Here is a 14,073-nt window from a genome sequence, read left to right as displayed (position 1 = left end):
GGTCAGGCGGGCAGGGCGGCGGCGATCATGCCTTCGATGACCGCCATGTCCTTGTCGGCGCCGAGGTATCCGATCCCGCGATGTAGGTGCACCGTCAGCAGGCGCTGGACGTTGTCGTCCGTGGGCTCTTCGCCATCGGTGACGCAGCGCTGTTTGAGCAGGGCCAGGTAGATGTCGCCGTGCTGGCCGGCGAAGGTCTTCCAGTTCATCTCGACGTTGGAGTCGGTGACGATGTCTTTGACCAGCGGGGTGGAGGGGTCCTTCAGCGACAGCATCAGGGCCCAGCGGCACAGGACGTTCCACTGGGTGATGCCGGTGGTGCGCTTGAGGTAGACCAGCCGGTCTTTGGCGGGCTGGGACAGGCGGACGTGGTCAACCGACATACTGGGCTCCCTCATTCCACCAGTAGCCCTCGACGACGCTGGTGGTGAACTCGGTGTCGTCGTGCACCAGCGTGTAGGTGTGGGCAATGGACTTTTTCATGCGGCCCAGGAGGTTCTCGTCGATCTCCTCGTCGGTGGACAGCAGCAGGACCTGATTGCCGGCGTGGGGAAAGTAGCGGTCGACGAGGTGCTCGCGGTGGCGGCTGTCGAGCCGGCCGAGGGGGGTGTCGATGACGCTGGGCAGCCGGTTTCCGGCAACCCGCATCAGCCCCCACAGCAGGGAGACGGCCAGCAGCTGGCGTTCGCCGGCGCTGAGCCGGGCGGGGTCGATGGATTCCCCGTCAGCGTCGGCGAGGGTCAGGGTGAACTTGTCGGTGTCGATCCGCAGATCGTGCACCAGGCCTTGTTTGCGCATGAGGACCTTGAAGCTCTGCAGGACGGCCACTTCGAGCCGGCTGATGTGCCGGGCCAGCAGGGCCGTGCCAAAGCGTTCCAGGGTGTCGCGGGCCTTCTCCGAGTACTTGATGATCCTTTCGACTTCTTCCGCTTTGACCTTGGTGCGGACGAACTCGGTGTGGGCCCGCTCCAGCAGCGAGGTGACGTACTCGCGGCGCCGTTTGAGGTCCTCGAGTCCGGCTGCGGCGCGCTCACAGGCAGCCCGGGCGCGGGCAACCTCGCCGATCTGTTCCTCGCGGGCGTGCTGGAGCGCCTCGACCTTGTGCTGGGCGGGGACACCGGCCAGCTGGCGGTCGAGCTGGTCGAGCTGGTCGGTCAGTTCCCCGGCGGTGTGCAGCAGTTGCGCGGACCGGGCCGCATCGCGCTGCAGGATTTCATCCAGGATCGTGAGCTGGGCCGGGGCGTCGTGAGGAAGATGGAGGTCGACGTTGAGCTCGGTCTTTGCCGCGCGTCCTGCCCGGTCGGCTTCCAGCTGCTCCAGGACGGCGGCGCGTGCAGTGTCGGGCAACAGGTCAGCAAGCCACGCATCACGCTGGTGCAACACCTCAAGGACCTGCGCCGACTGCCTGGCCTCCTGCTCACGGGCCGCTTGCTTGCCCAGATCCTGCAGCAGCGAAGCGCCGAAGAGCAGCGGCAGGGGGCCCGCGGCCAGCTGGGTCAGCTCGGCACGCACCTGGTCCCGCTGGGCGATGATCTGCTTCTTGTCGTTCTCCAGCTCCAGGCGGCGCGTGAAAAGGTGCCCGCCCTCCTTCTCGAACGCCCTTTCCAGACTGTCCAGTTTGCGCTCGGCCTGGGCCAGCTCGGTGCGGCGCTGTCCCAGATTCTGGTAGGCGACGTCGTACTGCGACAGCACCTCATCGCGTTCGGATTCCTGGGCACGGATGTTGTCCAGCAGGTGCTGCTCTTCGTCGGAGAGTTTTTGACGCCGCTGGAGGGCGAGAAGGTCGTTGCGCAGCTGCTGCACCGTGCTCACGCCGAGGAGGGAGTGCACGGCGGACTCGATGACGGATGCGGCGCGTTCGGGGTCGGCAAGTGATTCGATCTTCTCGCCGTCGAAGAACGCCAGGGAGGCGATTTCCAGAGGGAGCAGGGACTCGACGTGGTCGGGCCAGCCCTCGCTCAGCAGCCGGTTGAACTTGCCCTCGGGCTGGACATGACGGCCTGCCCCTGCACGCTGGGCGTAGGTTTCGTCGACGTAGACGTTGAGGAATTCCTTGAGGGTCTTGCCGCTGGTGTGCCAGCTGCGCACGACGCGGTAGTAGTGCTCGTGTCCGCCGCTCAGGACGGTGAACTCCAGGGTGATGGCGGAGCCGCGCGCCGGGTCTGCCTTGCGGTTGATGCTCTCGCGCAGGTAAGTCTCGTAGGACTTGGTGCCGCGCCCGCTGCAGCGGGCGCGGTTTCCGTAGAGGGCCAGCTGGATGGCATCGAGCAGGGTCGTCTTGCCGCACCCGTTCAAGCCGCCGATCAGGATGATCGGCTTGTTCTTCTTCGGGGTGAGGTCGAGCGACTGCTTTCCACGGTATGCCCCGAATTCTTCGAGGGTGATCTTACGCAGGAGCATCGAGTTCGTTTTCGTCGTCGAAGGTCAGGTTCTCGGCGATGTCGTCGCGCCACTTCTTCTTGCGGGCGGCAAACTCCACCGCGTCTTCGTGGCTGTCGTAGTAGCCCTTTTGCACAGCCTTCTCCAGCGCCTGGAAGAGGCCGGAGCGGCGGGCCATGGTGCGGTACTTGCGTTCGACGGCCAGGAGTTCGCGCACCATGTCGTAGTGCAGGTCATCGCCGTCGCAGACCTCTTTGAGGACGTCCATCTCGTCGGATCCCATGACGAGTTGCTCATCGAGGGGGCCGCCGGGGAACGGCTCCCCGGTGGTCTCCTGGTAGATGCGCGGGAGGCTGTCTTCGACCTCGTGCTTGTCGAACACCCAGGTGCGGCGGATCTCGTGCAGCTCGTCCAGCGTGATCAGCTCGATCTTCTTGACGTGCTCGGGGGCGTGTTCGCGGATCCAGGTCTGCGCCTTAAGGAGCTCGCGCAGCCACTCCTCACGGTAGGACTGCAGATAGGGGCCGTGGATGGCGTCGTCCTTGAACAGCATGACGGAGCCGTTCATGCGCCTGAAGTCACGCGCCGGCTTGTCGGGGCGGGGGAAGGGTGCCTTGCGGCCGGGCGGCAGGTCGGCATCGCCCTCTTCATAGTGGCCGAACGGTGCGTCGAGCTTGTTGCGCAGGTCCAGCAGGGGCAGCATCCACTCCTTTTCCTCATCGTTTTGGATCATGGCGGACATGGACTTGTCCTGCTCGACGAGGGTGCAGGTCCAGCAGCCGAACCGGCTGGAGCCGCAGGAAGGAGTGGTGGAGTCCACGACCAGGGGGCACTCCCCGTCGCCGGAGGCGCCCTGGTACATGGTGAGCAGGTCCTGGTTGTTGTAGCCCCAGGGGTTTTGGACCTGCATCAAAAATTCCCACACGTCGTCGTTGGTCCAGTCCTCAACGGGGCTGTAGACGAGGGAGTTGGGAAGGTTGGCGTTGGGTGAGAGGCGGTCGCGGACGCGGCGTTTCTCGTGCTTTTCCATGGCGCGGGCGCGGGCTTGGCTTTCGGCTTTGCGGATGCCGAGCACCATGATGGCTTCGCCGTGTGCAGCCACGACGCTGCGGATGAAGGAGTTCGACGGCTTGATCTTGAGCCGTTCGGTGCACCAGCGGAACTTCGGCCGCGGAGCGGGGTAGCCGCGGCCGATCAGGTTGACCCAGAACGTGTCCTTGATTTCCGGGGTCAGGCGGTGCGGCTCGATGGGCAGGTCCTGCGCGCGGGCGGCTTCCTCCATCGTGGCCAGGGAGGTCGACACCCAGGCGGCCACGACGGGGTTCTCCACCAGCGTGTCCGTACTGATCACATGAACAGGCTTTGTCCGCTTCTGCTCAGGAAGGTCCTTCAGAGCCATCCACACCAGCTGCAGAACCGCGGTGGAGTCCTTGCCGCCGCTGTAGCCGATGACCCAGGGCACCTGGTCGGCGGTGTACAGCTCGCGGATCTCCTCCGTGAGCTGTGCGGTGACCTCGTCCAGGGACTGCCCGTTGAACGGCTTGCGCCGCACCGGGGTGAGTCCGAGGTTGAGCGGAATGGTGCTCATGCATCGCCTCGCAGGTATGCGTCTTCCACGCGCTGCTCTTCGGGGCTGAGACCCAGCCCGAGGTGCTGACGCAAGTAGTTAACAGTGAGTGTCACGTTCTGATGGCTCTTGGAGACGCGGCCGCCGACGATGGCCCGCCCTTCCCAGTCGGAGTTGGAGCGGGTCCAGTCCACGTCCTTAAGCGGCGCGATGCGCTGTTCCCACTTCGCCGCACTGGGCGTCTCACGCAGGATCGTATTGCCCACCCGGCCCAGCGCGTGCAGGGCAATGCCGTGGCTGTGGATGAAGTCGCGGCGCATCTCCTGCGCCGACAGCTGACGCGAGCGCACCTGACCCCACTCCGGAAGCAGCCCGTCGACACGCTCCCAGAAGGCGCGCGCCAGCGCGGTCGCCTCGTCCTGCTCCAACTCCAGTCCCTGCAGGAGGGACTGGTTGCCGAAGTACAGGGCGCTGAGCGTGAACAGCTTGCGCGAGCGGGCTGACAGGGTGCTCTTCTCCATCTCGACAAAGCCTTTGAAGACCGCGGAGTCGTCGGTGAGTGCACGGGTGATCTGGGCGTTGGCGTCCCGGTGGTCATACAGGACCCCGATCGAGCGGGCGGGGCGGACCGCGTGCCGGTTCAGGTCGGCGAACATCTGCTGGGACCGGGCAAGCCCGGCGTCACAGAAGAAGACCACGGCGATCGTCTCATCGCCCAGGTCGGGGTTCTCCCTCAGCGCCAGCTCGATAGCGGCGCGACGGTGCTGCCCGTCATTGATGAGGAAGCGCGCGTCCATCGGGATGCGCAACTGCCCCGCACGGTGCGCCGCGCCGTCGTCGCCCTGGCTCTCAAACACCATGTCCCCGTCCACCGACGCGGTCAGCGCACTGAAGACATAGTCGCCCGGATTGTCCAGAATGTACCGGGCCAGCGCCGGCAGGCGCCCCTTGTTCAGTACACGCTGCGCTCTCAGCTCGGCCGAAAGATCATCTTCATCAAAGAGGAAAATCTTCGGGATAAGCCGCAGGGGACACATGGAGGCGTAGAACTCCCTGCCCGCCTGCACCCCTCGGATCGCGGGGAAGGTGTACTCAAAGCCCGTGGACGCTCGCGAGACAGCCCGCCCCGCAGCCTTGCTCGCTGCTTCAGTCTGCACCAGTGAACTGTAGCGCATGCACGTCACCTAATTAACGTACGTCTCTGGTTTATCGACGTACCCCACGGTCCGCGGATGACGTACAGGTGCGGTTCTCACCCGTACTTGCAACCCGCGCCCCGCGAGCACAACGGCTCGCGGGAACAAGCAGGGACCTGCCCACGCAGGAGGCACCGCGCGCGGGCGCACCCGAGCGCGCACTTCGTCCTCTGCTGGCCCAGCGTGTACGTTAAGCCTTTCACGTACAGGTGTGGAGCGGGAACAGCTCAGAGGTGGGTGAGCGCTGTGGTGGCGTATCTGGATGTGGCGGCAACCATGCGAGTGGACCCGCGGGTCGCCCAGGTTGTCCTGCACTGGATGACGGAAGACTTCGGCAACGCCGGCAGCCGGACCCACGAGTACGGGGCGCGCGCCAAGAAGGCTGTCCAGCAAGCCCGTTCCTTCATCGCCACTACCGTGCAAGCCAAGACCGAGGAAGTGATCTTCACCAGCGGTGCGACGGAGTCCAACAACATCGCGCTGCTGGGGCTCGCCCCCTACGGGGAGCGGACCGGCAGGAAGCACATCATCACCTCCGCCATCGAGCACAAGGCGGTCATCGAGCCGTTGACGCACCTGCGCGACACCCGCGGCTTCGAGGTCGACTTCCTCAAGCCCGGCCCTTCGGGCCGCATCAGCGCCGACGCCGTGCTGGAGCGGCTGCGCCCCGACACCCTCGCCGTGTCGCTCATGCACGTCAACAACGAAACAGGAGTCATCCAGCCGGTCGCCGAGCTCGCCGAGAAGCTCCGCACCACGGCGACCTACCTGCACGTCGACGCGGCCCAGGGCTACGGCAAGGTTCCCGGCGACCTGACCGCGCCGATCGACCTGATCAGCATCAGCGGTCACAAGATCGGCGCACCGAAGGGCATCGGCGCCCTCGTGACCCGGCGCCGGGGATGGGACAAAGTTCCCCTGGAACCGATCATGTTCGGCGGCGGCCAGGAGAGGAAGCTGCGCCCCGGCACCCTCGCCGTGCCTTTGATCATGGGCCTGCACGAGGCCGCGCAGATGTTCAAGGAGAGCCACGACCGCTGGGAGCGCGACGCACGGGCTGTGCGCGAGCGGATCCTTGACGCGCTGGGCGCGACGCGGTTCCGCATCAACGGAGACCCCGAGCACAGCGTCCCCCACATCCTCAACGTCAGCTTCGACCAGCTCAACGCCGAAGCACTGATCGTCCGCCTCAAAGACCACGTCGCGATCGCCACCGGCTCGGCATGCACCAGCGCCTCCTACACCCCCAGCCACGTCCTTCAGGCCATGGGGCTCAAGGACGAGGTAGCGGCCAACGGGCTGCGCCTGTCCTGGTTCCCCGCACAAGCCGCGCAGTTCGATCCGCTGGACATCGCGCAGACCATCGCTTCCATGCAGCCGAACCCGCACTGACCCGCTAGGGAGCGTCGGTGCGCCGCACCAGCCGGTGCCCTCGCAACTGCCGCCCGCATCTGACCAGTTCGGCTTCCCAGCCGTTCGCCGTCCCGATCAGGTGCGGATGCTGATAGAGCCCTGCACGCACCTCTGAGTCGGTCAGACGCCGATAGCGCGGCACATCGGGATCGTCCGGCGCCAGGAACTCATGCTTGCGGTGCAGCAGCGGGCGGTTCGCCGAGTGCGCGTAGGAGATGTGGGACGCCTCCAGCGTATGCAGGTCCACCAGGTAGCTGGATGCAAGCCGCGGATGCGGATCACGGTCAAAGTCAGGGTAGTCCAACCAGGACACCGCACGGCCCTCATGCTTGAGCTTGGCCACCGTCCACTTCTCCGGCCGCCCCGCGGCGATCGCCGCGCAGTGCTCATAGAGCCGCAACACCGTAGGGATCCGCTCCAGCGCACGGCGGTGCACATACAGCGCCGTCGGTGTCACCTTGCCTGCCACCGAGGCATCCATAGCCCCACGCACGTAACCGTCATCGCGGAGCTTGAGCAGCAACCGGTCAGCACGCCGGCACGCCTCCCTATAGGAGGAGAAAAACGTGCGCACATCCTGCTGCAAACCCACCGGCAGACTCCCAAAAGGCCCCCGGCCATTGAACAGCTCCACCGCCAGATACAGCAGGGTGTTCAGCGTCGACCGCCGCCCCCCGGCCTCGACGCGCCCCGCATCCGCCCCATCGCGCACCAGCCGCCGCAACTCCGCCGGCTTCAGATGGGCCAGCAACTCCGCAACCTTCCGCGGCATTTCCTCAATCCGGGGCGGTCTGCCACGACGCTCCACGAAGTCCACCAGGGCGCCAATCGCCGAGGCAGTGTCCTCGGACGCCAGCCATTCGGCATCCGGCACCACCCGGTGGGCCAGATAGCCAAGGCGTGCACTGTCATCCCGGAACGCATAGACAACACCCGGCGCCGCTACCACCACCCGGGCTCCGGTCACCTCCTCCACATACCGGCGCAGTTCCCCGGCAGCAAAAAGATGCTGAAACGTCTGCCGGCTTGTAAGCAGCCCGTCCCCGAACTCCTCCCCGCGAACCTTCGACTTCTCCCACGTCAGACGGGCCGAAACCACCAGCAACGTCGACGTCAACTCCCACGCCCTCAACAAAGTCTGGCGGCGCTCCGCAGGATCCTCGATCACATTGAGCACATACGTCAGCAACACCACATCACTGACCTCGAGACGTGTATCCGGCTGGTAGTACGGATCCCAGCCCGCAACCCGGCACTCCAGCCGCTCCAGCGCCTGCACGTCATCACCACGGCCACAGCCGTAGTCCAACACCGTCCGCTCCGGCGTCAGCTGCCGATCCGCCAGCGCCTGACGCGCCGGCACCGACAACGCCACCCGACCAATCGCCGTACGCCGACGATCACTACCCCACACCCGCTCCATCACGAACACCCGCGCCTACGGCAGCACCAACAACCCAGCAGCCTAGAAGACACACGACCAGCACGCTCACGCAACCGGTGAACGCGCAGCAGAGACCGCCGGCGCATGCAACAGCGTTTCGCGCCGTCCAAGACGCTCGCCGGCACTGGCGTTGTCCCGCAAGAACATACGAGACATTCAGAGTCCTTCTCGTATCAGGCGTGCTCGACGGGAGCGCGGTGTCGGCCAGCACAAGATCCCGCGTGACGCGTCCATCCCGGCTCAGGGGGCATGGCCTTTCGCCCCAGAGCGCCGACCCCGCCCGTACCGGAGTGCCGCCGCCACACGCCCGGCGGCGCCGCGATGAGGCGTTTACCCCTCATCGCCGGTTCTCACCCGAGACCCAACGACCGCGCCGGCGAGGTCCTTCATCCCAGTGGTCAGCCCTGACCACCTTCCACTAATCTGACCGGCAGTCACATACGCGTGGGGGGACGCTACTCGGCCACCGGGTTAGAGGTGGGTGAGAGGTGTCGGTTCCCTCGTCACTCAAAAGAGGTCTCATGACGTTCGGTGCCGCATCCGTCTCCCCCCGAAGCGTGGGCATGGGGGCTCTCCTGGAAGAGCACCACCCCTTCTGGGTCCCCGTCTACCAGCGGGCCTACGCATGGGACGATCAGACGGCAGCCTTTATCGACGACGTCAAAGACCTCCTGGACGACACCAACTCCCAACGCGGTCACTTCTTCGGCGGCTTCGTGTGTATCGAGCACACAGACCACTCTCAGTCGCGGCCTCACAAGTACCAGATCGTCGACGGGCAGCAGCGCCTCACCACTTTCGTGCTGACCCTGTCAGAGATCGCGGCAGCCGCCCAAGAAATTTCCGACAAGGCGCGACGGGCGGGTGACGACCGGGCCGCCAATTCGGCCAACATCCTCTGCGAGGACATGCGGAGCCGCTTCATCTACTGGAATCACTTCAACGTGACGGAAGGGCGCGTTGAAAAGCGGCCCCGGCTCTCCCTCTCCACCGCAGACGACAAAGTCTTTCAGGACCTCCTTGAAGGCCGGAACGTCACCGCTTCCAGGGAGAGCCACGAACTTTTGTTGGCTGCACAGAAGTCACTGCAGACAAACCTGATCAAGCCTATCGTCGACGCCGCCAACTCAGCGATGGAGCAAGTCGCGGCCCTCGACCGCCTGCGCCATGCCCTGACGGTCCAGTCGCACGTCATCCAGATCGTCTGCCTTGACCGGGAACGGGCCTATCAACTCTTCAGCGTCCTCAACGACCGAGGCCGCTCCCTTGAAGACGCCGACCTGCTCCGCAGCTACACGCTCGAGCTCCTTGAAGGACACCCGCACGAACAGCGCGTTGCCGCCAAAACGTGGGACGAGATGCTCAGCACCCCCAGTGCCAAGGTCAGCTCCTTCTTCAAGGCGTACTACCCGTCCACTACAGGAACCCGGGCGGGAACACCGCTCTTTCAAAAACTTTGCGACGAGTACTTTCCAAAGGATTCGCCGCTGCCCCCCGCCGAGGTTGTCCAGCAGATCGCTTCCTTCTCCAAAGAGAAAGATACGTACTTGAAAATTGCGGCGGGCGAGTGGCCCTTCGACACCGCCGTCGTACCAGGATTCACCCCCGAAGCATCGGCATGGCAGAAGGACCGCCTTGGCCGCCTCGTCCGCACACTCAAGCATGAGCTCGCCCTCCCCCTCCTGCTGGCTGCAGCGCACTCCACCACGGAGAAGAAGTTCGCAGAGCTCGTGTTCATGCTCGAGATCTTCGCCTTCCGCTACAAGAACGTATGCGGAGGCCACGCAAGCCCGGCTCAGGCTATCTACTACGCCGAAGCCAAAAACGTACGGAAAACCGCGGAGCGCGGCGACGAAGTGAAATGGAACGACCTTCGAGGAAAACTTCAGCAGCTCCTCGACAAGTCAGCAACTGATCAGCATTTCAAAGTAAGCATCGACAACCACCTTCGCTACGACCGTGGAAGCGCCCAGAAAGCAAACCTCCGCGAGTTCCTCACCACCCTGGAAGATCACCGCGGATGGCTCGACCAGGGCGCCAAGGGCAGACCACGGCCCGACATGATGGCGGTGTTCGATCTTCAGCAGGTGACCATCGAGCACATCTACCCGCAAAGCCCCCTCCCAGGAGAAGTCCAGCCCGACCTGCGTGAACTCCTCAACCGGCTGGGAAACCTGACCTTCTTTGGTCCTCGGGAGAACTCCGACGCCGGGAACAAAACCTTCCAGACGAAGTGCACCCAGCACTACGTGCACAGCAAAGTAGGAATGACCCGCGACCTCGCGAAACTGGCCCAGTGGACGAGAACCGAATACGACCAACGCCTGCAACAACTCCAAGCAGACGCCTGCAAGGTCTTCCGTTTGCTGCCAACGAACACCCCCTCCTCTTCAACCTGACCCCCTGAACCGCACACCCATCCGGTGCTGCAGCACCTCCCCCAGCCAGCACCTACTCACCGTGACCATCGGTGCCCCACGACCCCGCAAAAAAGTCAGCCGGAACCCCCAGACGGGTTCCACGCACCGCCGAAAAGGGCGAGTTCCAGGAGGCCAGAAGCGAACGACGGTCAGTGCGCCAAGCCGGTCAATTGCGTGGCAGCACCATGGGTTCACATCACATAGATGTCGTAGCGGTGCGCCGTCCATCCGCCGTCGCTCCACAGCCATTGCGCGAGTCTCGCTGATGCCTCAAGGCCCGCTTCCTGCCCCATGCGGGCAGGGCCCGGGCTATGCGCAGATCAAGGATGAGCGGGAGTGGAGCGGGCATGTGCGGCAGCACCGCGTCGGCGAAGTACAGGAACTTGGTGAAAAACGCCGGCTCCAAGCCGGGGATCGCTCCGTACAGGGTGCGGTAGGCGGCTACAGCGCCGTCGTCCGCGAGCTTTTCGGCAACTTGGGACAGGACGGTCCGGGCGGATGCGCGCTCAAGGCTTCTCCGCAGTCGGTGCGGGCTGCCGTAGCCGCTGCGGCCCTGGCCTCAGACAAAGCTGGCGACCAGGGCGCCCGGCTTCGGGTGGTGGTGCAGGAAGCGGCCCGCATACTCCTCGCACAGCTCGGCGTAGTCCTTCGTGTGCAGGATGAGCGCGTGCAGGCCGAAGTCCACCTCCTCCGACGGAACCATGGGGACAGTGGCCGTTACCGCCCTCGAATCAGCGACCCAGTTGATCACTGTGATCATCGTGCTGATTCTCGTTCGGCCTCAGCATCGCCCGGCGCGGCCGTGCGGGATGAGCTGGCCGACCGCATGCGACGGCCCCAGGTCAGGGTCTGCCCGCAGCAGGGCGTAAGCCTCCTGGACGCCCCCCGTCTCCTCCAAAGTCCACGCCTTGCCGACCGTCGCGCCGCACAGGCCCGGCGGTAGCGTGCCGGCGCAGGCGAGGTCTCTTCCTACCGGCCCGCCTCACCCAGCAGCCAGATCCGCCTGGAGGCGCCTGAAGACTGCACGGTCGGGGTGTTGCGGTGACGGCTTCGGCCTGTGCAGCGGCGAGCCGCTGCGACCGGTTGGCTGCGGCCGCAGCGGCGAGCCGCTGCAGTTCACCGCATCAGCGCCAGCCCAGCGCTCCGGGCCGAGTAGTTCTGCCTGGCGCGCTGCAGCGCTGCCTGCCAGGCAGGCCAAGTGTGTTCGGGCTGGGCGCATGCCTGGATGTAGGCGGTGAGGTATGCGGGGTGTGGGAGTCGTTTGCCGCGCAGGATGTCGCTGCTGGTGCTGGGGGCAAGCAGGTCGCCCAAGCCACCGTGCTTCGCTCGCTGGTGCAGCTCCCGCAAGGGTGGGTCCCCGCAGTTGGTGCGGATCCTCCTCATCGCGTTGAGTAGTTGGTCCGGGGTGGTGATGAACTCCGGCCGGGTGCCTGCCTCCGGCCCGGCCGGCAGGGCTCCGGCCGCTTTGCGCCACAGGCGCTGGGCTGTTGCGAGGTCGCCACGGCAGACAACGGTGAAGGCCATCACCAGGGGCCAGCGCACGGGGCGCCCGCTCACGGCCCGCGCAAAGCTTGCGGAGCTGTAGGGCTCTGCGGGGCTGTTGTGGAGGGTTACTGATGCCGACGCCATCTTGCGGAAGCTCAGCCCACGACTCTGGCGCAGCTGTTCGAGCCAGTGCGCCAGAGCCGGCCAGCCAGGGGCTGGCATAGGGCCTGCTGCCGACCGGGCGTCGCTGGGACGCCTCATGATGGTGTCAGCGCGGGGTGCGCAGGGAGACTCCCCTCAGCCGGACCAGCAGGTGAAAAGCTGCCCAACCGCCTGCGCTGAGCGTCAGAGCGGTGCCGGCGGGCGGCATGCCCAGCACGGCAAGGACGGCAGCCAACGTGATCACAATGATGATCACTACGGACTCCGGCCAGCTGATCCCGTCCCGGGAGCGGGGACCGCACAGCCTGGGCAGGGCACCGCTGTTGATGGTGTTCATCTGAACTCGTCTCTGCTGTGAACCACTCGGGAGGCCCCAAAAGCAGTCCAACCAGGTTGCAGCCCAGTGGACTTGAGACCTTTGGAGCATCCTGGGCAATCGCGGCACGCGCCGTAAAGCGAACGGTTGAGCGGTGTCTTAAGTTGTCCCATCTCCCCTGAGACAGAAACCTGTCCTGATCTGCCCGTTCTCCCATCGAGGCGCAAAAACCCGCAGGACGCGTCCCATAAAAGTGAACCGGTCAGCCCTTCCCCGGGCCCGGGCTGCAGCGGAAGCTGACCTAGGTGCAGATACCGGTCGCCTTCACGGCAGGGCCGGATCGCTCTGCACACCACACCAGCACGCAGCAGCAGGGAAGGGTCTCAGGCCATGGGAAGCACGACCGCACTGGACACCCGCCCCTGGTCGCTGCCGATCGACGAGCAGCTCTTCTCGGCCCTGCGCATGTCCAAGGCGTGCATGCTGAAGGGGCCGAGCACGCGTTTGCACCTGCCGAATGTGCTGGTGATGTGGGTCGAGCTGTACGTGCCGCGGTGCCGGGACTGCAATGAGCCCGACCCGTACCCGCACGAGCGCCCCCAGGGTGCGTCCGGGACGTATCAGTGCACGGCCTGCGCCCTCAAGGAGATCATCGATGACATGCTGGCCCTTAGTGGCCAGCTGATCCCGGTCGACTTCCCCGGCATCGGCACTTTCACCGCTCTCCGCGGTGATGCCGCCGGGCCGGCTCACGCCCTGCGCGCGCGCAGTGCTCCCCTGGTGCTGGTCGACTGCCCCGGTCTGGGCACCGATGCCCGCGGGCAGACCGCCCTGACGGCTCACGCCCTGGCCGCGCGGGAGGATGCAGCTGCCGCCGGGTGGCTCGACCGGAACGGCCATCACCAGCACTTCCACCCCCCTGTCCGCCACACTGCTGCACGGCAGCTGCGGGCCACCCAATGGCTTGCGGGCTCTATGCCGTGCGGCTGCGGGGCCGGCCAGCCGTTGACAGCGCCCCGCGTAACTTGGCTGCTGTCCGCTTCAGCCGCCGCAGCTTCCTGCGGATGGACCTCCCCGGCGGCACGCCGGGCGGCAACGCTCACAGCGAGGGTGCAGCCGCCCGGGACAGGGTGGATTGCTGAGCCCAGCAGTCTGCTGACGCCCAACACCACGCGCGCCGTGGACTGCATCCCGCGGTACGCCAGGACACTGCTCACCGGCCTCCCGGGCCTGCACGGCGATGCTGTTCAGGGCACGGCCGGCTATCCGGTGGGGAGCGGCGCCGTCAGCCGCCGGCCCGCCGACGCCGAAGCCGCGCGGCCCGGCGCCAGGACACTCACCGGCGCGACAGCGGCCGCACGTGCACTGCTGCCACCCCACGCGGGCACCTGCCACCACAGCAGCACGCATCGACATGCCACCGGACGGCAACCCGCCCTGGAGCGCCTTCCCGTCATGTGCACAACGAACCATGACGTCCCACCTCACCGTCCCCGCCCGCCGGCCGCCCTCACACCCCGGCCCCGGGGGCAGGAGAACACACGCTCTGCTCAGACCACGGCGTCCCCTGCCGTGACCACTCGGGAAAACAGGGGAAGTAGGTCTGTCCTTGTTGCAGCAAGGCAGGCCCTTGGGCGCGGCCGCCCCCAACCGACCGCGCCACAAGCTTGCACCCCAGGCCCACAACCGAC

General features: G+C 65.9%; 10 protein-coding genes and 1 pseudogene. 2 read left to right on the top strand and 9 right to left on the bottom strand.

The genetic code is table 11. The annotated features are described in order from the left end of the window. Positions 1–2: 2 nt before the first annotated feature. The 4 genes from dndE to dndB are packed head-to-tail and all read right to left on the bottom strand — an operon-like array spanning position 3 to position 5,103. On the bottom strand, positions 3–383 hold the full coding sequence (gene dndE / locus AC068Z_RS40170) for a DNA sulfur modification protein DndE (protein WP_478567980.1): 381 nt from the start codon (positions 381–383) through the stop codon (positions 3–5). Continuing rightward, positions 373–2,400: a DNA sulfur modification protein DndD gene (dndD, locus tag AC068Z_RS40165; protein ID WP_478567977.1), complete on the bottom strand. Its 2,028-nt coding sequence runs from the start codon at positions 2,398–2,400 to the stop codon at positions 373–375. Before dndD ends, dndE begins: the two co-directional genes overlap by 11 nt. Beyond that, positions 2,387–3,967, bottom strand: coding sequence for a DNA phosphorothioation system sulfurtransferase DndC (gene dndC / locus AC068Z_RS40160; protein WP_478567974.1), 1,581 nt, complete (start codon positions 3,965–3,967; stop codon positions 2,387–2,389). Before dndC ends, dndD begins: the two co-directional genes overlap by 14 nt. Beyond that, positions 3,964–5,103, bottom strand: a complete 1,140-nt coding sequence (dndB, locus tag AC068Z_RS40155; protein ID WP_478567971.1) for a DNA sulfur modification protein DndB — start codon at positions 5,101–5,103, stop codon at positions 3,964–3,966. Before dndB ends, dndC begins: the two co-directional genes overlap by 4 nt. Positions 5,104–5,379: 276 nt before the next feature. Between dndB and dndA the strand changes: the two genes are divergently transcribed. Then, a complete protein-coding gene (gene dndA, locus AC068Z_RS40150; RefSeq protein WP_478567968.1) occupies positions 5,380–6,534 on the top strand; it encodes a cysteine desulfurase DndA in 1,155 nt (384 codons plus the stop codon). A 4-nt stretch (positions 6,535–6,538) separates the two neighbouring features. Here the strand turns inward: dndA and AC068Z_RS40145 are convergent, their stop codons facing one another. Continuing rightward, a complete protein-coding gene (locus AC068Z_RS40145) occupies positions 6,539–7,978 on the bottom strand; it encodes a DNA phosphorothioation-associated putative methyltransferase (protein ID WP_478568081.1) in 1,440 nt (479 codons plus the stop codon). A 542-nt stretch (positions 7,979–8,520) separates the two neighbouring features. Between AC068Z_RS40145 and AC068Z_RS40140 the strand changes: the two genes are divergently transcribed. Beyond that, complete coding sequence (locus tag AC068Z_RS40140; RefSeq protein WP_478567965.1) at positions 8,521–10,398, top strand: DUF262 domain-containing protein; 1,878 nt, start codon at positions 8,521–8,523, stop codon at positions 10,396–10,398. 217 nt (positions 10,399–10,615) lie between these two features. On the opposite strand, the pseudogene AC068Z_RS40135 reads toward AC068Z_RS40140, so the two are convergent. From AC068Z_RS40135 to AC068Z_RS40120, 4 genes and pseudogenes are all read right to left on the bottom strand, one after another. After that, positions 10,616–10,966, bottom strand: a pseudogene (locus tag AC068Z_RS40135) (8-oxoguanine DNA glycosylase OGG fold protein); the annotation flags it as partial. Positions 10,967–10,978: 12 nt separating this feature from the next. Continuing rightward, the gene (locus AC068Z_RS40130; protein ID WP_478568093.1) at positions 10,979–11,122 is read right to left on the bottom strand and encodes a hypothetical protein; all 144 of its coding nucleotides are present in this window, start codon (positions 11,120–11,122) and stop codon (positions 10,979–10,981) included. Between the two features lie 413 nt (positions 11,123–11,535). Beyond that, a complete protein-coding gene (locus tag AC068Z_RS40125; RefSeq protein ID WP_478567962.1) occupies positions 11,536–11,961 on the bottom strand; it encodes a hypothetical protein in 426 nt (141 codons plus the stop codon). A 211-nt stretch (positions 11,962–12,172) separates the two neighbouring features. Continuing rightward, positions 12,173–12,403: a hypothetical protein gene (locus AC068Z_RS40120; RefSeq protein ID WP_478567959.1), complete on the bottom strand. Its 231-nt coding sequence runs from the start codon at positions 12,401–12,403 to the stop codon at positions 12,173–12,175. Positions 12,404–14,073 lie beyond the last annotated feature (1,670 nt).

The sequence above is a fragment of the Streptomyces sp. NPDC043726 genome (genome assembly GCF_056436565.1).
This window is presented reverse-complemented; position numbering and strand designations above follow the sequence as displayed.

What these genes read in the sequence shown, in the direction of transcription:
- dndE (WP_478567980.1), bottom strand. Translation starts at nt 383, where the DNA reads ATGTCGGTTGACCACGTCCGCCTGTCCCAGCCCGCCAAAGACCGGCTG.
- dndD (WP_478567977.1), bottom strand. Translation starts at nt 2,400, where the DNA reads ATGCTCCTGCGTAAGATCACCCTCGAAGAATTCGGGGCATACCGTGGA.
- dndC (WP_478567974.1), bottom strand. Translation starts at nt 3,967, where the DNA reads ATGAGCACCATTCCGCTCAACCTCGGACTCACCCCGGTGCGGCGCAAG.
- AC068Z_RS40145 (WP_478568081.1), bottom strand. Translation starts at nt 7,978, where the DNA reads ATGGAGCGGGTGTGGGGTAGTGATCGTCGGCGTACGGCGATTGGTCGG.
- AC068Z_RS40140 (WP_478567965.1), top strand. Translation starts at nt 8,521, where the DNA reads ATGACGTTCGGTGCCGCATCCGTCTCCCCCCGAAGCGTGGGCATGGGG.
- AC068Z_RS40130 (WP_478568093.1), bottom strand. Translation starts at nt 11,122, where the DNA reads ATGGTTCCGTCGGAGGAGGTGGACTTCGGCCTGCACGCGCTCATCCTG.
- AC068Z_RS40120 (WP_478567959.1), bottom strand. Translation starts at nt 12,403, where the DNA reads ATGAACACCATCAACAGCGGTGCCCTGCCCAGGCTGTGCGGTCCCCGC.